The 21,475-nt window shown below is 39.2% G+C and carries 19 protein-coding genes; 13 read left to right on the top strand and 6 right to left on the bottom strand.

Annotation, left to right across the window (positions count from 1 at the left end; all coding sequences use genetic code 11):
- Positions 1–239: 239 nt before the first annotated feature.
- Both NSTC745_RS03000 and NSTC745_RS03005 read right to left on the bottom strand, forming a co-directional pair.
- Positions 240–3,368: a GAF domain-containing sensor histidine kinase gene (locus NSTC745_RS03000; RefSeq protein ID WP_445635821.1), complete on the bottom strand. Its 3,129-nt coding sequence runs from the start codon at positions 3,366–3,368 to the stop codon at positions 240–242.
- Positions 3,369–4,163: 795 nt separating this feature from the next.
- Positions 4,164–5,108: a lysylphosphatidylglycerol synthase domain-containing protein gene (locus NSTC745_RS03005; RefSeq protein ID WP_445635822.1), complete on the bottom strand. Its 945-nt coding sequence runs from the start codon at positions 5,106–5,108 to the stop codon at positions 4,164–4,166.
- A 157-nt stretch (positions 5,109–5,265) separates the two neighbouring features.
- On the opposite strand from NSTC745_RS03005, the gene NSTC745_RS03010 reads away from it, so the two are divergent.
- From NSTC745_RS03010 to NSTC745_RS03020, 3 genes are all read left to right on the top strand, one after another.
- Complete coding sequence (locus tag NSTC745_RS03010; protein ID WP_445635823.1) at positions 5,266–6,207, top strand: alpha/beta hydrolase; 942 nt, start codon at positions 5,266–5,268, stop codon at positions 6,205–6,207.
- Between the two features lie 131 nt (positions 6,208–6,338).
- Positions 6,339–7,247 (top strand): alpha/beta hydrolase, encoded by a 909-nt coding sequence (locus NSTC745_RS03015; protein WP_445635824.1) that lies wholly within the window; start codon positions 6,339–6,341, stop codon positions 7,245–7,247.
- A 79-nt stretch (positions 7,248–7,326) separates the two neighbouring features.
- On the top strand, positions 7,327–8,997 hold the full coding sequence (locus tag NSTC745_RS03020) for a phosphatidylglycerol lysyltransferase domain-containing protein (RefSeq protein WP_445635825.1): 1,671 nt from the start codon (positions 7,327–7,329) through the stop codon (positions 8,995–8,997).
- Between the two features lie 91 nt (positions 8,998–9,088).
- On the opposite strand, the gene NSTC745_RS03025 is transcribed toward NSTC745_RS03020, so the two are convergent.
- Positions 9,089–9,478 carry an agenet domain-containing protein gene (locus NSTC745_RS03025; RefSeq protein WP_445635826.1) on the bottom strand — a complete coding sequence of 130 codons (390 nt, stop codon included), beginning with the start codon at positions 9,476–9,478 and terminating at the stop codon, positions 9,089–9,091.
- A gap of 478 nt (positions 9,479–9,956) precedes the next feature.
- Here NSTC745_RS03025 and NSTC745_RS03030 point away from each other — a divergent pair, with 478 nt between their 5' ends.
- Positions 9,957–11,348: a hypothetical protein gene (locus tag NSTC745_RS03030; RefSeq protein WP_445635827.1), complete on the top strand. Its 1,392-nt coding sequence runs from the start codon at positions 9,957–9,959 to the stop codon at positions 11,346–11,348.
- A gap of 57 nt (positions 11,349–11,405) precedes the next feature.
- On the opposite strand, the gene NSTC745_RS03035 is transcribed toward NSTC745_RS03030, so the two are convergent.
- On the bottom strand, positions 11,406–12,029 hold the full coding sequence (locus tag NSTC745_RS03035; protein WP_445635828.1) for a site-2 protease family protein: 624 nt from the start codon (positions 12,027–12,029) through the stop codon (positions 11,406–11,408).
- Between the two features lie 770 nt (positions 12,030–12,799).
- Here NSTC745_RS03035 and NSTC745_RS03040 point away from each other — a divergent pair.
- Positions 12,800–13,075 carry a DUF485 domain-containing protein gene (locus NSTC745_RS03040; protein ID WP_094349845.1) on the top strand — a complete coding sequence of 92 codons (276 nt, stop codon included), beginning with the start codon at positions 12,800–12,802 and terminating at the stop codon, positions 13,073–13,075.
- Positions 13,076–13,130: 55 nt separating this feature from the next.
- The gene (locus NSTC745_RS03045) at positions 13,131–14,705 is read left to right on the top strand and encodes a sodium:solute symporter family transporter (RefSeq protein WP_445635829.1); all 1,575 of its coding nucleotides are present in this window, start codon (positions 13,131–13,133) and stop codon (positions 14,703–14,705) included.
- Positions 14,706–14,841: 136 nt separating this feature from the next.
- Here the strand turns inward: NSTC745_RS03045 and NSTC745_RS03050 are convergent, their stop codons facing one another.
- Positions 14,842–15,684 (bottom strand): tetratricopeptide repeat protein, encoded by an 843-nt coding sequence (locus NSTC745_RS03050; RefSeq protein WP_445635830.1) that lies wholly within the window; start codon positions 15,682–15,684, stop codon positions 14,842–14,844.
- A 638-nt stretch (positions 15,685–16,322) separates the two neighbouring features.
- Between NSTC745_RS03050 and NSTC745_RS03055 the strand changes: the two genes are divergently transcribed.
- The 6 genes from NSTC745_RS03055 (at position 16,323) to NSTC745_RS03080 (ending at position 19,947) form a co-directional block, all read left to right on the top strand.
- On the top strand, positions 16,323–16,487 hold the full coding sequence (locus tag NSTC745_RS03055; protein WP_445635831.1) for a hypothetical protein: 165 nt from the start codon (positions 16,323–16,325) through the stop codon (positions 16,485–16,487).
- A 731-nt stretch (positions 16,488–17,218) separates the two neighbouring features.
- Positions 17,219–17,506, top strand: coding sequence for a hypothetical protein (locus NSTC745_RS03060; RefSeq protein WP_445635832.1), 288 nt, complete (start codon positions 17,219–17,221; stop codon positions 17,504–17,506).
- Between the two features lie 39 nt (positions 17,507–17,545).
- Positions 17,546–17,983: a nitrogen fixation protein gene (locus NSTC745_RS03065; RefSeq protein WP_445635833.1), complete on the top strand. Its 438-nt coding sequence runs from the start codon at positions 17,546–17,548 to the stop codon at positions 17,981–17,983.
- A 10-nt stretch (positions 17,984–17,993) separates the two neighbouring features.
- On the top strand, positions 17,994–18,386 hold the full coding sequence (locus NSTC745_RS03070; RefSeq protein WP_445635834.1) for a Nif11-like leader peptide family natural product precursor: 393 nt from the start codon (positions 17,994–17,996) through the stop codon (positions 18,384–18,386).
- A gap of 78 nt (positions 18,387–18,464) precedes the next feature.
- On the top strand, positions 18,465–19,724 hold the full coding sequence (locus NSTC745_RS03075; RefSeq protein WP_445635835.1) for a nif11-class peptide radical SAM maturase 3: 1,260 nt from the start codon (positions 18,465–18,467) through the stop codon (positions 19,722–19,724).
- Between the two features lie 13 nt (positions 19,725–19,737).
- Entirely contained in the window at positions 19,738–19,947 is a 210-nt protein-coding gene (locus NSTC745_RS03080) for a hypothetical protein (protein WP_445635836.1), read from the top strand.
- Between the two features lie 153 nt (positions 19,948–20,100).
- Here the strand turns inward: NSTC745_RS03080 and NSTC745_RS03085 are convergent, their stop codons facing one another.
- Positions 20,101–21,021: a ribonuclease D gene (locus tag NSTC745_RS03085; protein ID WP_445635837.1), complete on the bottom strand. Its 921-nt coding sequence runs from the start codon at positions 21,019–21,021 to the stop codon at positions 20,101–20,103.
- A gap of 260 nt (positions 21,022–21,281) precedes the next feature.
- On the opposite strand from NSTC745_RS03085, the gene NSTC745_RS03090 reads away from it, so the two are divergent.
- Positions 21,282–21,449, top strand: coding sequence for a hypothetical protein (locus NSTC745_RS03090; protein ID WP_445635838.1), 168 nt, complete (start codon positions 21,282–21,284; stop codon positions 21,447–21,449).
- Positions 21,450–21,475 lie beyond the last annotated feature (26 nt).

The raw sequence follows: 21,475 nt of genomic DNA on the forward strand, positions 1-21,475 counted from the left end.
TGGATTAAGAATTGACTTCTGCACCTGGATTTTATTAATCCATCTTTTGTAATCATTTTCACATTACTTACTACGCTGATAGAAAGACGCATAGAGCTTTTTCCAATCGTCAATTAAATCGATATTATAGACCTAATACTAATTCAAAATTAAGAAATTCAGCTATTTTTTCACAAAATAGTAATATTGGCGTCATACCATTTAACAAAAATTCTGAATTCTGAGTTCTGAATTCTTCTTTAAGTAACTCTGTGTTTTATAGGAATTTCGATCCAGAACTCACAGCCTTTACCAGGTTGAGAAACACACTTGATATTACCGCCATGTTTTTCTACAACAATTTGATAGCTAATAGATAGCCCCAAACCCGTACCTTGACCGGGTTGCTTAGTAGTAAAGAAAGGTTCAAAAATGCGCGATCGCATCGTTTCTGGAATACCACAACCATTGTCTGCAATGCAAATAATAATAGTATTCCATTCTCGAACTTTTGTCCGAATTCGTATTTTTGGATTATCAACTATTTGACCAATATTTACTGCATATTCCAGAGCATCGATCGCATTATTCAGAATATTCATAAAAACCTGATTCATTTGCGCTGCATAGCAAACCACCGGAGGTAAATCGCCATATTCTTTAATTATTTCAATGGCAAAAGAATTAGTTTGTGGTTGCAATCGATGTTGTAAAATCAACAAAGTACTATCAATACCTTCATGCAAATCAACAGGTTTCATTTCGGCTTCATCGAGTCGAGAAAAACTCCGTAAAGACAATACCAATTGAGAAATTCGTTCTGCGCCCATTGTCATTGAAGTGAGAATTTTTGGTAAGTCATCGGCAATAAAATCTAAATCTATATCTGCTGCTTGCTGTTGAATTTTTGCTGTTATTTTCGGGGCTTCTCGATCGTAGAAGCGGAGTAATTTTAATAAATTTTCAGCATGTTCGCTAACATAAGTGATATTGCCGTAAATGAAACTAATTGGATTGTTAATTTCATGTGCAATTCCAGCAACTAATTGTCCTAAGCCTGCCATTTTTTCGCTTTGAATCAACTGGCTTTGAGTTTGCTGCAATTCTTTAAGAGTCTGGGCGAGTTCTTCTTTTTGACGTTGAGTCTGTTCGAGTAATTCCGCTTGTTGAAGCCCGACTCCTAACTGAGTGCCAATTTGCATCAGCAAATCTACTTCATCTTCTTGCCAATCACGGGGCTTCATATTTTGATATGCTGCTAGTAATCCCCAGAGTTTCTCGCCCTGAAAAATTGGTACAATCATATATGCCCTAGCCTTAATTAGCTCTATGGGGGCAATATCACAGACAGAATAATTAGCCTTGTAAATATCCTTAATGACAAGTATTTGACCATTAGCAAAATCTCCTCCTTGGGTATTTTGTAAGTAATCATCTGCGTAGGCGTAGTCCGTCTTAGACATCGCACTTACAAGTTCCCTGACTGGTATCCAACCTTCACCTAAAGATTCAGCAACAAATTCGCCACTCCAATCAGTGCGGAATCGATAGATTGTCACTCTATCAACTTCTAATAGCCGTCGGACTTCTTCTGTGCTTGTAGCAAAGATGGTGTCAATATCAAGAGACTGGCGAATTTTCTCTACTGTTGCGGCTAATGCTTTCTCTCTTTCAGCAGCTTTAGCCAACTTTTGGGCTTGTACTTGCACCTTTGTTAAAGATTCAGCTTGCTGTAATGCTACCCCCAATTGCACGCCAACTTGCGCCAGCAAATTAATTTCCTCATCTTGCCAATAACGGGGCTGGGAGTTTTGATAAGCTACCAACAATCCCCAAAGCTTCTCTCCTTGAGAAATAGGGACAAAAACTTCATTACGTGCATACTTACCTGCTTGGGTTCCTTGTACAAGAACGCCTTCCGTCACAGGTTGGGGTTTAACCATTGGCGTCCAGCCATCAACAATCGAATCAGCGACAAATTCGCCACTCCAATCAGGATAAAAGCGATAAATTGCTACTCGTTCTACTTCTAATAACCGTCGGACTTCTTGAGTAGTGGTTTTAAAAATGGCTTCAATTTCCAGTGACTGACGAATTTTTTCTACGGTGTTCGCTAAAGCTCTTTGCCTTTCAGCAGCTTTACTTATTTGTGCTGCTTGGAGTTGCATTTGTTGTAAGAATTCGGCTTGCTGCAAAGCTACACCTAGTTGGGTGCTAACTTGGGTGAGCAAGTAAACCTCATCTTCTTGCCAATCGCGGGTTCCGGTGTTTTGGTATACTGCTAGCAAGCCCCAGAGCTTTTGCCCGTGGTAAATAGCAATGATCGCATAAGCTCTTGCTTGATAGATCTCTAAAATTTTAATGTAGCAGTCACTAAAGCCTGCATTATAAATGTCATTACAAAGACGGTACACTTCACTTCTGGTAAAGCGGCCGCCTGCTGTTTCTTGTAGATAGGTATCAGCAACTGGGGGTTTAGCTAAATCTTTAGCACTACATTCGCTGACGTTTTCGCTCAATTCTGGTCGGTGGAATTGCTCATCTATCAGCGATATCCAATCCTCTGCCACTGATTCAAACACAAATTTACCACTCCAATCTGAATTGAAGCGATAAATCGCCACGCGATCGGCATTTAGTAGCTGTCTGAGTTCTGCGGTGCTGGTGCGGAAAATGCTTTCTAAGTCCAGGGACTGACGAATTTTCTCAATAGTTATGGCTATAGTTCTCTGCCATTCTGCTGCTTTTTCTTTTGCTTTAGCTTGCGCTAGTTGTGCCGATTGTAGTTTTACTTGTTCTAGGTAATCGGCTTGTTGCAAAGCTACTCCTAAATGTTCGGCAATCAGTTGGACAAACTCAATTTCTGAGGCTTCCCATTGCCGAGGACTATCGCACTGATGAATACACAACAATCCCCATAAATCTTTACCGTTCAATAAGGGAGCAACAATATTGGCGCGTACCTGAAATTTTTCCAGAATTTGAACGTAGCAATCACTGACGCCAACTTGATAAATATCAGCTGTTGCTTTAATTCGACCTTGCTGATAAAGATGTGCAAAATCTTCGGCAAAGCAATGATCGCGCACTTTAGCTGCTAGTGCTGAACTCAATTCACTTCGCACATCTTCGTAGATAAATTCTCCTTCCCATGCCAAATCAGGATAGAAACGAAACACACCAACTCGATCGCTTTTGAGAAGCTGGCGGACTTCAGTAACTGTGATTTTAAAAATGGCGTCTATATCCAAAGATTCACGAATTCTGGCAATAACTCTAGACAAAGCTTTTTGTTGCTCATTCTGGCGCAAGGAAAATGCCACATCTGAATGAGATTCTTGCTGTTGTGAATTTGGTTCTATGGGTTGAATAATAGAGGAGTTTTCCATTCCCTGCGGAATTTTAAATATTAAAAGTTCTCCATCTCATAATTCCCTTAACCACCGCAAAGGTAACAATCATCTGCATAAAAGGGACTGGTGACACTTCGGCAAGCTCAGTGCATCGCTGGGGATTAGGGACTGGGAATTTACAAAAAACAGAATAAATTATGGAATTTGCTTTAATTCTGGACTTTAGACTAAAGAAGAGCGAACGTCAGGTAGTAGCTGTGCAAAAAAAACACAGGACTTACGCAAAAGATAACGAAAGTAGCGGTAATACCCTACGGGTTCGCTCTTAGCGTTCTCGCAGAGTAGCCGCTGTGCATCTACATGATAGGACTTACGCAAAAACTCTCTGAAACTCTTATTTCTTTGTGTACTTTGTCTTGAAAAGTTCAGTTCGCGCTTCGCGTTGCCGTTCGCGCAGCGTCTCGTAGAGAAGGCATCGCCGGAAGCCGGCGCTCCGACTTTTCGCTGCGTCCTTTGCGGTAGCCTGCGGCAAGCCCTTCGGGTTCGGTAGTTGCTTCAAGTCGGGAAACCCGCCCAATGCACTACCTCACCGCTGTGCGTCTACGTTTTTCGTTATTTTGCGTAAGCCCTGATGAATTACCGCAACGCTTGAATAAGGTTTTCAGTCACATATTGCGTAATTTCTGAAAGAGATGCTAGTACCTGGCTGACTCCTGGACGAGTTGCACAAGCGATGCCTGGGATTTTGGTCAGAGTTTCTACTCCTGCCCAACCGCCAAAACCACCAGGTAAATCTCCGGGTTGGAAAACTGGACATCCTCTCAGAATTTATTAAAATTTTTTTCCCGCCCCCGATCTCAATTTAATTTCATACATTCCTAGCAACCCTGCTGCAAGCAGCAAAGGAAAAAAGTAGTATACTCCGCGATAAGCTAATAGGGAACCCAGAATCGTCACTGGCAAAATTTTGGATGACAAAAATAGCAATATTACAGTTTCAAAGACACCCAAACCGCCAGGAATATTACTCACTACACCTGCAAACATCGCTAGTAAATAAATTCCTAAAAAGTCTAAATAAGATAAAGATGTATTATTAGTAAGTATTACATAAAGAATTGCCGCAGCCAGAATCCAGTCAAGGCTAGAAATTACAATTTGAGCTAGGGATATTGGCAAGGAAGGAAAGCGAAATTCGTGTTGACGAATAATTAATGGTTGTTTAATTAAAATACTTCCCAACAAGTATATAGCAATTAACAACAGAAAAAATATCCCGATAGGACGTACTGTTGTAAAAGGCAAATGTAGTTGTGTAGGAATTGTTAAAGGGTTGGTAAAAAATATCAATCCAGCGGTGGCAAACATTCCCAGCCAAAAAGTGAAATTAACGAAAGCAATAACTTGAGCGATCGCCACTGCTGACACTCCCCAATTAGCATAAAATCGATAACGGATAGCGCTGCCAGTCAGCAAGGCAAAACCAATAGTATTACTAAATGTAGAGCTAATAAAGTTAGTGAAAGCTATTTTGTTCCAGCTTAGGGAACGATTAATGTAGTTAAAACCCAAAATATCGTACCCAATCATCACTAAATAGCCCAAAGCTGTCAACCAAATTGCCAAACTTAAGCGACTTTTGGGAATTGCTGCTAAAGAGTTGAGGATATCGCGATAATTATACTCCTGCAATTCACGAGCGATCGCCCACAAAGAAAGCATCAATAGCAACAAGCCAAACAAAGAACTGAAATTAATTCGCAGCTTTTTAGACATCCTCAAGAAACTTATCCTAACTTTTGATTTTTAACTGAGAACTAGTCGTACAGTTTCCATCATGTTGACACAACATTGACAAATTACTTGCGTAAACTTTTGATTGCTAGTACCAAATGTCTAATGTCCTTTAAAGATGAACTACGAAAAATCAAAAATGTTTTTGCTACTTTCAGTATTAACCTTAGTTAGTTGTAATTTATCCCAAAGTGTCGTCGCCAAACCACCCCAACAGCAAAACTTACAAACAACGCCTTCCCCTTCTCCATCCCAGCCTAATCCTAGTAACTTGGCTACTCCCCTGAGCTATAAGATTGAAACTTACGATAGTCAAGTCATGGGTACAAGTCGTACCTACGCGGTTTCTTTACCCCCTGACTACGAACAAAATCCAAAACGCAACTATCCTGTAATCTTTCTTCTCCACGGCGGACATGGTAATGCTACAGATTGGTTTGTTGAAAATAAGGGACAAGCTCTCAAAACTATCAAACAACTTTATACTACAGGTAAGTTGCCGCCCAGCATAATTATTACACCAGATGGCAACGACAAACGCGGCTCTAGCCCCTACAGAGACCCTGAATATATTGATGGCCCAAACGGTAAAGTCTCCACAGCCTTGGGAGATGAATTAGTAAAAGTTGTACAAAGCCGTTATCGTACAATAAAAAATCCAGATTTTTGGGCCATAGGTGGTTTATCTTCTGGCGGTTGGGGTGCTGTTAATGTAGGATTACACAATCTGAATCATTTCTCAATTTTATTTAGTCACAGTGGTTATTTTCAGGATAAAAGTGGCCCGAACAATAGCCCAATAATTTTTATCAAAACTATTCCACTACAAGCCCAAAAACGGTTGAGAATCTACCTCGACACTGGGAAATCGGATATTGAAGAAATTGAGGAAGGCCAAAAATTTAGTAAACTCCTCGCGCAACTGAAAATTTACCATCTATTTCGCGAGTTTCCTGGCGGCCATACTTGGCAATATTGGCGAGAACATTTAGCTGATTCTTTGACATTTGTGGGGGAACAATTCAAATTATCAGAAATAGCACATCAAGCCGATAATCAAAGTTTTAAGTTTGAAAAATAATTGAATAGTAACAGAATCTTCTCAAAAGCTTGATGTCCAAAGTTGAATAGAAAAATCTGATGAAAAATTTCATCGGGTTAAGTATATTCAATTCTAATAGAAGGAGAGGTGAATTTTTACGATAAAAATATATGAAAATTTCTAAATTGTTAATTAGCTTGATAGGAGCGATCGCACTCCTAACCGCCGTCGGTTATTATTATGTATTTATCTTAGGTGCGCCACAACTAGACCCGCCCCAAGAAGAAACAAATACTGGGCTAAAGTTTCAATTAACAAGCTTCAATTCCCAAGCGATGGGTACAGTCCGCAACTATGGCGTAATTTTACCTCCAGGCTATAACAAAAATCAGCAAAAACGCTACCCCGCGATCTTCTTACTACATGGAGGACATGATAATGCTCGCGCTTTTGCTGATAAATATGCAATTTTAGATGTGTTGCACGAACTTTATCAAACTAAAAAATTACCTCCGTCGATTATAATTACACCTGATGGTAATGATAATCGCGGTTCCAGTCCCTTGTACGATCCTGATTATTTTGATGGGCGAAATGGCAAAATCGGGACTTTAATTGGTTCGGAATTAGTACAAGTTGTCAAGTCACGCTACCGCACTTTAGAACAACCCCAATTTTGGGCGCTGGGAGGTCTATCTTCTGGGGGATGGGGAGCTTTTAATATCGGGTTACGCTATCTCAACAACTTTCATATTCTGTTTAGCCATAGCGGTTACTTTACTGATAGCAGCGGTTCCCAAAATAGTCCTCAACAAATTGTGCAACAGTTATCACCTGAAGAGAAAAAGCAATTGCGTGTTTACCTAGATGCAGGCGTCAACGATATTGATTTACTAGCTTCTACCAAAGCCTTCCATGAAACCTTAAATAAATTAGGCATTGTTCATGTATTTTATGCTTTTCCCGGAGGTCATGGTTTATCTGGTGCTAATGTTGGCTGGAACTACTTCCACAAACATCTCAAAGATTCGCTTTCCTATGTCGGAGAACAGTTTAACAAGTTAGGAGTTAAGAGTTAAAAGTTAAGAGTTAAAAGTAAAAAATTGAAAACTCCTCACTCCTAACTCCTCACTCCTAACTCCTAACTCGCAATAACTAATGACTAATAACTTAAAAACTCAGATTCTACTTTGGAGTGCAGCGTTACTTACAGGTTTAGTTGGGGTAGTCAATTTATTATCAGCAGTGACACCTAACCTGTACGGGCGAAATCACTGGTTAAAGGAATTTTTACCATTTGAAATTCGTGCTAGCGGTCATATTTTTGCCGCCCTAACTGGGTTTGTTCTACTCACGCTTGCTACTAATTTATTACGTCGTAAAAAAATAGCTTGGTTACTTACTATTAGTCTCTTAGTAATTTCTATTTTCAGCCACCTGCTCAAGGGATTAGACTATGAAGAAAGTCTACTATCTGGAGTTTTGCTAGTGCAATTAATTCTGATGCGCCATATTTTTACGGCGCAATCAGATCGTCCTTCCATTGCACAGGGAGTCCGAGTACTTATCGGTGCTTTACTGTTTACCTTGGCATACGGAACTATTGGATTTTATTTATTAGATGGCAAATTTTCAGAAAATTTTAATTGGCGTGAAGCTGTACTTCAGACTTTAGCGATGTTCTTCACTGAGGATAATTTGGGACTGCAACCAAAGAGTCGATTTGGAGAGTTTTTTGCTAATTCTATCTATATTATTGCAGCAGTTACTATTACATACGCGGTGTTTATGCTGTTGCAACCTGTATTTTGGCGTAATTTAGTAACTGCGAATGAAAGACAAAAAGCTAAAGAAATTGTCGAACAATATGGATGTTCGTCTTTAGCAGCTTTGACACTATTAAATGATAAAAGTTATTATTTTAGTCCCTCTGGTAAAAGTGTAATCGCTTATGTTCCCAAAGGACGAGGTGCGATCGCCTTAGGAGATCCCATAGGGCCGATTGAAGACCGCAAAGAGACAATTGTTGCTTTCCAGCTGTTTTGTCAACGCAATGATTGGTATCCTGGTTTTTATCAAACTTTGCCCGATGATGTTGAACTTTACAAATCGTTAGGATTTAAGGTACTTAAGATTGGAGAAGAAGCGATCGTTGATTTGAAAAATTTTACATTACAAGGTAAAGCTGGTAAAAACTTTAGACCATCAATCAATCGTTTAACAAAATTAGGATATCGAATTAACTTTTACCAACCACCAATTGATAATGATTTATTGCACTTGCTCAAACCTGTGAGTGATGAATGGCTAAATATGGTGCAAGGTTCGGAAAAACACTTTTCTTTAGGTTGGTTTGATGAAGCTTATCTGCGAGAGTGTGAGATTGCTGTGGTGTATAGTCCAGAAGGTCAGATCGGCGCTTTTGCTAATATTATCCCAGAGTCTCAACTCAACGAAGCAACTATCGATCTGATGCGACACCGCTCGTCCGTCGAACATGGGACAATGGACTTTTTATTTATTTCTCTGCTTCAGCATTTTAAAGAAAATGGTTTCGATAGCTTTAATTTTGGCCTTTCTGCTTTGGCGGGAGTTGGAGATAATCCAGAATCACGCCGTTTAGAGAAAGTATTGCATTATCTTTACGAGCATTTAAATCGCTTCTACAATTTCCAAGGACTACACGCCTACAAAGAGAAGTTCCGCCCCCGTTGGGAACCGCGCTATTTAGTTTACCCTAGTTTAGCTACCTTACCAGATGTAGTTGTAGCATTGATTCGTGCTGATTCAGGCGATCGCCTTTTTGATTATTTCAAACCTGGAGCATAAATGTTCGACAAGAATGCGTTGATTGAACGAGTTAAGGAACGATTTCATTTATGGAAATCGTCCCTTCTAGATTCTAAAAGTAAAGTATTAGTTATCTGCTTACTCGTGCGGGTTCAACCCACTCATCCCAAGAACTATCGTAGCCATCATAAGTAATTTTATAAAGATTATTACTAACATCTAAAATTCGCCCTTGATACCATTCACCCTTCCACAGAATTCTCACAGCATCCCCAACTTCAAATGATGCTCGAAAGCGCGAACTTCCAACCCACTCATCCCAAGAGCTATCATAACCATCGTAGGTAATATAGCACTGATTATCATCAACATCTAGTACTGTTACTGGATACCATTTCTCTTTCCAAAGAACCTCTGCTTTTTGTCCCACAGAACAAGTTGAAGCAGCAAAAGCACTGGGGATTAATGTTCCTACCCAAGTTGCCATGAAAATGCCAGCAAACAATAGTTTATTTTTCATTCTTTTGTCTCTATTTAATTAGTCAAGCCTAATTTTGATGATTTTTTTCAACATCATCAAACCTGCAACTTTCTATTACTATCTTTGTGCGATTCAATTGGCGATCGCCTCAGCAAAATTTATGAATTTACGCCGCACTTTGTAAAGATATTCCCGAACGATACCGTAAGTTAAATTAACAGCAGTTGCCGATTTTACTTAATTTATATCAATGCTAGACATCACGACTTGACATTTTTACAGTACAAATGTACTATATAATTATGAATATCCGGTGAGTATATAACCTAGAAATGCCCCAAGTTTGAACAGAACGTGTTTGCTGACTAGTTGGTGAATGTAATTGCGATCGCACAATATTTGTATCTTGTCTGCCAATTTTTACATATATTTGGCATCGATTTATTGTGTGTTTCCCTGGCAATTTTCTCCAGTTTCAACAACATATTCAAGCGTAGATTTCATGGAAGGTGGCAATATGAAAACTAATCAAATCTCTTTAGTAGAACTCATCCAAATTTTTACACAATACCGCAACAATATTATTGTCAACATCAAGCACCTACAAGAACACTATCAAAGAACAAGTATCAAGCGTGTTATAGGTGTGAGAGACGAAAATGGAGAATTAATCCAACCTTGGTTGCGAACAGAAAATATAGACAATGCTGAGTATGTTGGTATCGGCGATTTTCACTTTAATCGCAATACTGCTACTATTAATATGCTGATTAAACGTAAAGTGAAACTTGCCAAATCAGCAGACCAAACTCCTACTCTTGAGGTAGCAGGTTTGCTAGTCAATGACCTCAATAGTTTTAATAATTACACCATTGTTAGTGACGGCAAAATTAACGTCAAATCGTTACAAGTCAAAATTAGCAGTAAAAAAGCTTTTGACTTGCTTAAACAAAAAGGTGTGTTGGATGCCAAAGATTTTGACTTTCGTGCTGAATATACCATACAGCTAAATAACTTGCCGCTTGTCGCTCCTGATAGTAATTACAGCAGCATTGATGGACTATTTAATCAACTCGCAGAAATTAAAGTACTTACTAGTATTATTTCTGCTCATTTGAAAAAGGAGTCAGATCTATTCGTAACGGAACAGTTAGATGAGTTTAAAAAGCACTATCTATCAAAAAATATTTACATCAACTTCCCGACAACTAATGAATACACAGATATTCAGGAAGCTTTAGTTAATGGTACTGTCGAATCAAAATTGAGCTATAAAATTGATATCGGTAGTCAAGACATTCTTAACTTTAGCAAGTTGCATTCGGCTAACAAATTCCTGAATAGAATGTATCGCCTTTACGATAAAGATACTAAAGAAATGATCGCCAAGGCGAGTTTTGAAATGGCATTTAATCAAAATCTTGCTGTTAGACAGAGGCTACTTTCATCACGCACCAAAATTACAAAAGTGGACGAGTTGATGAAACCGATTTTTGATGATTTTCTTGGGCTTGAGCAAAATGGCGTAGTTGCAAGTATTCTGAAGAAAGTTGGTGCTAATAGTTTGGCACAGTTGTTGCAAGATAAACAAGCTGGCAAGCAAATCAATAAAGAAGAAATGGTTGCAGCATTAACAGCGGCAAATACCAAGCTAGAGGAATATGCAGAAAAAATCTACCAAGACAAAATTTCTCCTTTGGTATTTTACATTGGGTGTACTGGAGTATTGCCAGAAAAAATGTCAACAAAAGCCATGACTGCCCAACAAGCTGCTGCCAAATACCCAAATTTGCAATTTTCTAAAAATGAACAACAAGGTAGTTTTTTTGCAGTTGGTGATAGTATTATCAGCATTTATACAAAAACTGAATATTATACCAAAAAGCCAGCAACCCTAAATTATTTGTAAACAACAAGATCCCCGAATTTTTTGACAAGTAGGGGATCTGCGGCTAAACGTATTGGACTAAAAATTTACTGACTCTCCCCCAAACATTAACCGCATAAGTAAATCAGCAATGCCACTAAGTCCTATCCCAAATTCTGGAATTATAAATAAAAGCATCATTGCAAATATTCCAAAGTAAGTATTTTCTAATGGCTTTAACTTAGGGAAAATTTCACTGAATACATGAAAGCCATCAAGTGGTGGAATTGGCAACAGATTAAACAGAAATAACGTCAAATTTATCCGAGCCGCTAGGTAAAGAAACTCGGCACTAAAGAATGCTGAAAAACTTAAGTTAGCAATAAGTTTAAGCATTAAAACAAATATAATACCTAACGTGAGATTTGATAATGGCCCAGCTGCGGATACCAAAATATTGCCTAGCTTGGGAGAGCGAAATTTAGAAGGGTTGACGGGCATTTGTCCCCAAGCTATACCCATGAGACAGAGAAAGATAATTGATTCCTTGCCCATGTGAACTACAGGATTGAGGGTGAGATGACCAGTTTTTTGTGGAGTGTTATCTCCCTGACTCATTGCAGCCCAGCCGTGAGCAAGTTCGTGTAAACTGATGGAAAATATGACAATTATAATTATTCTGAAAAAATAAATCGGCTCTGTAAATAGTGTTTCAATAAACATATATTCCGGTTCGTGGTATGGTAGAAGCTAAAATTAGGGCTTTTTCAGGGCTAAGTTAAAAGGTGCATCTCACTTTTGTAGATCGATCTATATCTACAAATTTCGATAGATGCTTTTCGCATTGTTTCAGAGATATTTTTACCAGACGCTATGTTAAAGCCAACTTTTTCTGACTACAGTGATGAAGTTTTCATCTATGCGAACTGCAATGCATAGCAAAACTGATTCGGAGAGTTTTAGTATCATAATTTACTATGTTTTTTAGCGCCCATATGTATATCAGCAAACTCATGATATAAATATTACTCTTTGGTTACGTAATTAACTCCGGTATTTTTTGGTATTTCTTATAAAGAAAACTTCAATAAAGTAAATTATTTTAATTGATTGTATAGCTGAGAAAAAATTTCTGATGACACTCTCAAGGTTAAGAAACTACCAACAAATACGGATTAAGTTTAAATTTTTTGTATATAAAAACTCAATATTTTTTGGCATTGTTTGGCTATTTCAATAAAATAAGTGATTGCTGAGCCAATAAATAGGTAATAAATTATTAATACTTCAGCTTTATTTGTATCTAACAACAACTGTAGTTTTACGTATATGAAAACAGAGTAAATATGATATTTTCATTTTGTATATTACTTAGGAGAGTTAATTTTATTACTTAATATAACAATAGATTTACTAATAATCTTTAAGAAAATTACGCAGAAATCAACTTCAATGAGACAATCTGACCTAATCTTCTCAACCTAAAGGAAGACATGAACGATCGCACAAAGGCTCTCCAGGCTCTCGCGGCTGAACGTTGGCGGGTATCCCTGATTCTGACTGGAGCCATGATGTTTATTTACTTTGGTTTTATCCTGTTAATCGCTTTCAATAAGCCCCTGTTGGGGTCATTAGTAGTTCCAGGTCTGAGTTTGGGAATTTTACTAGGGGCGCTGGTAATTGTCTCAGCATGGGTATTAATTTTTATCTACGTGCGTTGGGCAAATAGCAGTTACGATGACCAAATCGCAAGACTCACACGCAAGTGAATTTAGTTATTAGCAATTTCTAGTCCAAAATCTAAGATATCAAACCCAATTAAGCATGAATATTGTGTTTTGGTGCGATTTGCCTTTAGCAGTAACGGATATTTCTAGGCTTGGCCACTTTAATCCGTTGGCGATCGCTTTCTTTTTTGTGTTTGTTGCAAGTTCTTTAGGCATTACCTATTGGGCGGCAAAGCTGACCAAAAGTACATCACACTTTTACACAGCTGACGGTAAAATCAGCGGTTTCCAAAATGGGCTAGCCCTCGCGGGAGACTTCATGAGTGCAGCCAGCTTTTTAGGTATCGCTGGGCTGGTAGCGCTCAACGGCTTTGACGGCTTAATTTATTCTATCGGCTTCTTGGTGGGCTGGCCGATTGTCATGTTTTTGATTGCAGAACCGCTACGTAACTTAGGCAAATACACCTTTGCTGATGTGGTAGCTTTTCGCTTGCGACAAAAACCTGTACGCATAGCATCTGCAATTGGAACTTTGGCAGTGATTTGCTTCTACCTAATTGCCCAAATGGTAGGTGCTGGTGAGCTAATCAAACTGTTGTTTGGCTTTGATTATGAATTAGCTGTGGTCATTGTCGGTTGCGTGATGATGGCCTATGTGATTTTCGGCGGCATGATTGCCACGACTTGGGTACAAATTATCAAAGCAGTTCTCTTGCTTGGCGGAACTATTTTGCTAGCTATCTTGGTACTGGCACGATTTGGCTTTAACCCCATCGCTCTTTTTGGCGCTGCGGCTGATAAATATACAGGTGTATTAGCTCCAGGGAAACAAGTTTCCGATCCCTTTGATGCTATTTCCTTGGGCATGTCGTTGATGTTCGGTACCGCTGGACTACCCCACATCCTAATGCGTTTCTACACAGTACCCGATGCTAAAGCAGCCCGGATTTCTGTTACTTACGCCACAGCTTTTATTGGCGCTTTTTATCTTTTGACCTTCATCCTGGGCTTTGGGGCAATGGTGCTAGTAGGTCAAGATGCCATCAAGCAAATTGGTACTGGTGGTAATATGGCTGCGCCGATGTTAGCAGAATTTCTTGGTGGCGATGCTTTCTTAGGCTTTATTGCCGCTGTTTCCTTTGCGACGATTTTGGCGGTTGTTGCTGGGTTAACACTCTCAGGTGCAGCTGCACTTTCTCATGATTTGTGGGTGAACGTGGTGCGCTCAGGTCATGCTGATGAGTCAGAACAGCTGAAAGTGGCTCGTGGCGCGACAATGCTTTTGGGGTTAGTAGCCATATTCTTGGGCATCTTGTTTAAAGGACAAAACGTGGCTTATATGGTAGGTTTAGCATTTGCGATCGCTGCCAGTGCTAACTTCCCAGCGTTGCTTTTATCAATGCTTTGGCGACGCTTCACCACTAACGGGGCAGTTGCGAGTACGCTAGTAGGCACCTTCTCCTCCTTACTACTGATTTATTTGTCACCTACTATTCAGGTAACAATTCTCAAGCACGCCTCTGCGCCCTTCCCCTTAAAAAATCCTGGATTAGTTACTATTCCTCTAGCATTTATTGTGGCGATCGTTGTTTCACTATTGAGTACTGAACAGCAGGCACAGGAAAAATTTGCCGAAGTTGAGGATCGCATCCACATTGGTTCTGAAATGTAATTAAGAATAGGGCATAGGGCATTGGGCATTGGACATTGGGAAAGGCAAAGGGTAAAGGTATTGATTTTTTAATTATTCTTCTCTGCTCCCCTGCTCCCCTGCTCCCCTGCTCCTCTGCCCTCCTGCTTCCCAATCCCTACTGTGCAAGTTCTTTAATATTTCTTGTCACTTGTTGGTATAAATCATTGTTACCTTGAGTTTGAAAGATATTTGCTGCTTGTTCTAAGTCCTTTAGTGCCCCTTCCTTATCTCCATTCTTGGCGCGGGCATTTCCTCGGTTATTGTAGGCAGGGGCAAAGTTAGGATTGAGGCGAATTGCTTGATTGTAATCTGCGATCGCCCCCTGTGGATCTCCATTGGCAGCACGGGCATTTCCCCGGTTATTGTAGGCAATAGTATATCTGGGGTTGAGGGCAATGGCTTGGTCAAAATCATCTAGCCCTCTGTTTTGTTCTCCTAATGACGCGCGGGAGTTACCCCGGTTGTTATAGGCTTCGGCATAGTTCGGGTTTAGGCGAATCGCTTCACTGTAATCTTTAACTGCTTCTCGATTATTTCCTTGTGAGGCACGGGCGTTACCTCGGTTATTGTAGGCTTCGGCGTTGTTGGGATTGATACGCAAGGCTTGATTGTAATCTGCGATCGCTTTTTCCTTGTCTCCCAAATCAAAATAGGCTAATCCCCGGCCGTTATAAGCAGCGACATATTCAGAATTTTCATTAATTGCATTGCTGTAAGAAGCGATGGCTGCTTGCAAATCGCCGTTGACATGTTGATTTTTTCCCTGAACATAGAATGCCTCAGCTTTAGTTCTGATAGCTGAACGGCGGGTAGGTGGATTAACTCCAACTTCTGTGATCAATACATTGTCATTCTTAGTGCAAGAAACGCTACTAATTGCTGTCAATGTAGTAAAAATAGCTATGGTAAATACTTTATTTACCCTTGTTTGCTTTTGCCTAAATGAACGCCGTATCATAGGTTAAGATCAACTGCCTTAAAGAAGAATTCAGAATTCAGAACAAGAAAATCTGGTGACTGGCGTCTTCATTATTTCTTGATAACACCTGAAATAAACTAATCCCAAACTCTAGATTTTAATTCTTTAGCAGAATAATTATTCTAACTTTTGATACAGCTTTCTAGAAATTTTGTTAATTGGTCTTGCTAATTTTAAATTTTAGATTAAAAATTATTACGGTATTTTCGCAAATAAAGATTGTCAATTTAGTTACTATAGTGACGCTGCGATCGTCGATAAAATAGCAGCAAAGGCAATGTAAACTTAAAATTGCATCAAAAATATAGCGGTTCCCAATCACATGAAGTACAGAAATTTGTAGGGGCGCATAGCTATGCATTGGTGTCAACTTAAGCTCAAAGCTTTGTTACACAGCCGTTTACCCCACCCCTCAATCCCCTCCCCGATGCCTTGGGGAGGGGAGGTTTTGCGTCAGCAAAGCCGGGGTGGGGTAACGCGCATCTTGAGGGTAAGTGAGTAGAACTTGCTCATCACGTTTTCATCAGGGTTTCACGTTAAGTTGACACCAATGAACAATGTTGTGCCCCTACCTTGTACCTCACGCTTATCGAGAAATACTATAAAAACAATTCTTAGTGTACGTTAACCAACAAAAAGAACAATTTAGCAACCCATATCTCCAAGCCATCACCACTGTTGCAGGTTATTCTCTCTACAAACCAGCCGTAGACGACAATAGCATAGATTGGGGAATCGCAGCCACAGGTCTTATGGGACGTACCTGTAGCATGTACGGGTGATTTAATTAAAAAAAATGATATTTTTATTTTAAAAAATCCACGATATTTTCAAATTGAGAATATTTAAATATCATTTTTGTAGAAACGGCGATTTATCGCGTCTCTTACTCATTATTGGTAATAATTTGGTGCGTTAGCGATAGTGTAACGCACACCACGTGTCTTTTCAAAAATCAAATAGTAGTTTTATATATGAATCATATTTGATTGGGTGAAAAAACTCCATAAATATGGGAAAGCTTCAAGATATACTACTAAATAAAGCAAAATAATTTTAATAATTATTGATTAATGAAATTATGTACATTTGCTTTTGTTAGAGAAGTTATCTGTTAACGTTAATGCTTAAAAGGTTAGGAAAGGTGGGAAAAGTAATAAAGGTAGGTAAATTTTAGTTTGCGAAAAAAAGAATAAAAATTAGTGTTAATATTTTGGTCAAACCTTAGAAGATGTTTTGAAAGTTGTAAAAGATCTTAAAAGACCTCTTAAAACCTCTCTTATCAAAGGAGAGAGGCTTTGAAAGCATCATTACGAGTGAGCTAGAGGGTTAAATCTTTAATGCTTTGATGTTAATAACAATACTTTCCAAACATCCTTTAAGCAGAGTGTAGCGAAGTTGAATAAAGCATCTATCTAAAGTATTATCTTTAAGAGATTATGCGACGCTTCACTTCATGACACTCACAACGAACGCAACTTCAAAACGCAATTAGTGAGTAGAAATAATCAAAATGGACAGAGAAAACAGAAAGTACAATAATCAAGTCGAAATTCATGATTTGCTTGATGAAGCTGTAAATAATGCGCTAGCACGGAGAAATCAACTTCAAGATACAAGTCAAGGTTTATCAAGTTTATCTGATGAAGAAGCGGCAAATATTGTAGGAGGTATTCAGCCTGCGATCGCAGGTTTTAAACCTGTTTCTTCTCCTGAAGCCGTTCCTACTAAACCTGTTTGTCCTCCAATAATCGTGGGATTGGTTGCACCCGATCCTAAAAGTTTAGATTCAATAGCTTAGATATTGAGCCAAAAATTATCTTTACCAAAGCTTTAGATCGTGGAAAATTCTGCCGAACGGACTACACTTTGTCCTAGTGCTAGACCAGAACTGGCAAACAGCGTAGTCTTTGGCTTAGTTAGTGGCAAAGTTACAGAACCCCGTGTAACTTATCTCAAACAGCCACTACCAGTTACAGATGAACTGTTAGCAAAAGCTAGCCCAGTCACACCTACTGAAATTTTTCGTACTGCTGCCCCTTGTGCATTAAAAGGTTGCCAGCATTTTGACGGTCAAGATTGTCGTTTAGCAACGCGAGTTGCAGAAAAATTACCTGCTGTAGTAGAAGAACTTCCTCCGTGTTCTATACGAAAAGATTGCCGTTGGTGGCAGCAAGCAGGCAAAGCAGCTTGTCTGCGTTGTCCGCAAATTATCACCGATAATTACAACCCATCTCAAGTAATGCATGAAGTTGCTCTACCTGAAGTAGTTACTTAAGGAGAAAATTATGTCATTTGAAAATGTTAGAGCTTTTTATGAAAAGCTCGTTAGCGATGAAGCTTTTCGCGCCCAAATGCAACAAGTTAAAAGCAAGGATGAATGTAGCAGACTAGTAAAAGCAGCTGGCTACGATTTCACTCAACAAGAGTTTGAAGAATACACAGCTCAATTATTAGAGTCAAATGCTGAGGACAGCCAAATTATAGATTTAAATGAGCAAGAACTAGAAGCTGTTTTTGGTGGCGCTGCTTCATTAATTGATAATCAGCTGATAATTCGACCATTGTATGGGGTTGTTGAGCCATCGCCTGATAAACCATATCACGAACCATATCCGAAATGGTGGTATATTCGCCCTCAACCTATGTATGGAATTCCGATTGATGAACAGGCAACTTAAAGCTATAACTTAAGATTTTTGGGACGGATAACAACAAAAACCGTCCCTCATTAAATAAGCATAATAAAGGATATTTTAATGAGCGATCGCCGAATTAGTTATGCAGTTTGGGAAATTACCTTAAAATGCAATCTTGCCTGTCAGCACTGCGGTTCTCGTGCAGGGCATACCAGAACAAAAGAACTTTCCACAGCCGAAGCCCTCGATTTAGTCAAACAAATGGCTGATGTTGGCATCACCGAAGTTACTATTATTGGTGGCGAAGCTTTTCTGCGTCCAGATTGGTTGGAAATTGCCCAAGCCATTACTCAAGCCGGAATGCTTTGTGGTATGACCACCGGTGGTTACGGCATCAGTTTAGAAACAGCACAGCGGATGAAACAAGCCGGCATAAAAGTAGTTTCTGTTTCCGTTGATGGACTAGAAGCCACTCACGACCGCCTCCGGGGTAGAAAAGGTTCGTGGCAGTGGGCATTTAAAACCATGAGTCATCTTAAACAAGCAGGCATCGCATTTGGTTGCAATACTCAAATCAATCGCCTCTCTGCACCAGAATTTCCTAGCATCTACGAACATCTCCGCGATGCTGGCATCTTCGCTTGGCAGATTCAATTAACTGTACCAATGGGAAATGCCGCAGATAACAGCGAAATTCTGCTGCAACCTTATGAATTACTAGATGTTTATCCAATGATTGCTAGGGTTGCCGAACGCGCCGAACAAGAAGGGATTAAGGTTCAGCCAGGTAATAATATTGGTTACTTCGGCCCTTACGAGCGATTTTTGCGTGGCGGGAGTGCCTGGTCGTTTTGGCAAGGATGCAATGCCGGACTTTCCACATTAGGAATTGAAGCTGATGGTGCGATTAAAGGTTGTCCTTCGCTGCCGACTTCTGCCTACACGGGTGGTAATATTCGGGATTACTCTTTGCGAACCATCATCGAAGAGACAGAAGAACTGCGCTTTAATTTAGGCGCTGGGACACCCAAAGGCACAGAACATTTGTGGGGTTTCTGCAAAACTTGTGAATTTGCAGAACTATGCCGAGGTGGTTGCAGTTGGACTGCACACGTATTTTTTGACAAACGAGGAAACAATCCTTATTGTCATTATCGCGCCCTCACACAAGCTAAACGCGGCATTCGAGAACGAGTATTTCTGAAAAATCAAGCTGAGGGCAAACCTTTTGATAATGGGGAATTTGGTTTGATTGAAGAACCGATTGATATTCCTTGGCCAGAAAACGATCCGCTACACTTTAGTGCTGACAAGATTCAATGGTCAGAAAGCTGGCAGACAAAACAGGAACCATATCAATTAGTGGTTAATAATTCGTAATTAAAAAAGTCAGATGGATAATAATTCTATTTCTAATCCCACAGATGGCAATTTCAAGTTACTGCCAGAGGAATCTCAAAACCAGATAAGTTCTGCCAAATTGCTCTTGCCCCGTTCGGCGTGGAGTAGTCAAGTAGCTTATTTAAGAGTACTTTTTAGAGCCAAAAAAGCTTTAGATCGTATAGAACAAGAAACAAAATATGAGTATAGCAATCCTAAATGACCAAGACTAAACCAAGGCAAACAAATTCAGAATTCAGGAGTCAGAATGGTTAAAAAATCAACGGTTGTATACCTAGTTAATTTTGTTTAAATTCTCAAGTTTAGGTATCCAAGCTTGATTAATTCTAAATTCTGAATTCTGAATTCTGGCTTATTATTCATTCTCTGTTTCAGTGTCTTGAGTTTTGGCACTTAACCGCCAAGCAGTAGTTTTGTCAATATCTACAGATAATTGTTCTAGATTTTGCCCTAAATCTTTTTGGAGTTTCTGAGTTAGCGTAATGGGAAAATCTAAATCAATATCTTGGGTTTGTGCTAGATTGAACAATTCTGTAAACGTCGTTTTGATTGTGGTACGCTCATAACTAGTTAGTTTGTAATCAGCAGTTTCAGATATATTTTGAGCTTGCATAGCCTTTTTTATCCGTTCTTGCAAATGCTCAAATTCTGAATTTAATAACTTGTATTGCTGCTCAAGTTGCGAGTATTTAGCACTGAGTATTCCTAAATCTTCCGTTGCTGGGTCGGGATTAGCTTGGGCTTGTAACTTTAACAAATTTGAGTGGATTTGAGCCAGATAAATACAATCTAGGTAAGCATACTCTATTTGTTCTTCAGTCAGAGGACGTTTTCCCCAATCGCTTTGTTGTTCTTGTTTGTCGATATTGTTAAAACTACACAGTGCAGTAGCTATAGTTTGGAGTTGGTAATTTGGCAATGGCAACAGATAATAAGGAATTTTCTTTGCCATTTCCAAAGTACAAGTAATATTTTTTGCTTTTTTATTACCGAGAAGTTTTAAATCGTAACTGGCATTATGAAAAACTTTTTCAATATTAGGATTGAACATGATTTTTTCAATAAATTCAGCTATAATATCATCCTGTTCTAGGACATCTAAAAGATAAACGCGATCGCCACTCATATCATCAGCATCGTCCAATACCTGAATCAGGGAGAGCTTGGGATTGCGGCTTTTATAGTCAGCCACTTCTGTATCTATCCACAGCGTTTGAGCTTCGGTATATTCAGCGACAATGGCGCGAATTTCCCGCGCAGAAGTAAGGTAGGGCATTGGCTAATATTTCCTGGTATTTTGGACATTTTAAGCAAGCCATAGTTTTTTAAACTAACATTTTTGTTGGTAATTTTGCTGGCAGCGAATTGAAAAAATGCGGAAATTTTGAGTCGTAGAGGCAAGGTTGTTGTAGATATCGCCAAACTTCTGCAAATCTGATAACATCAAATCACTACTTTAGGGTTGCATAGTCTCATTCCAAAAAAGCTATTTAGCATCTACCTGAAATTGAAATAGCTATAAAATGATGTAGAGCTATGCTACTAAGCAGTCCTAAAGAAATTGAATTGGTGCATTCTCCTAATTTAGTCATTAGTCATTGGTCATTAGTCGTTAGCAAAGTACAAATGACAGATGACAAATGGCAAACAAAAAATAATAAATTTTTAACATTTGCTCCTCACGATCGCACACAGCTTAATTAATTCGCTTCAAGTACTGAATTCGGAGA

The sequence above is a fragment of the Nostoc sp. DSM 114161 genome (assembly GCF_052692665.1).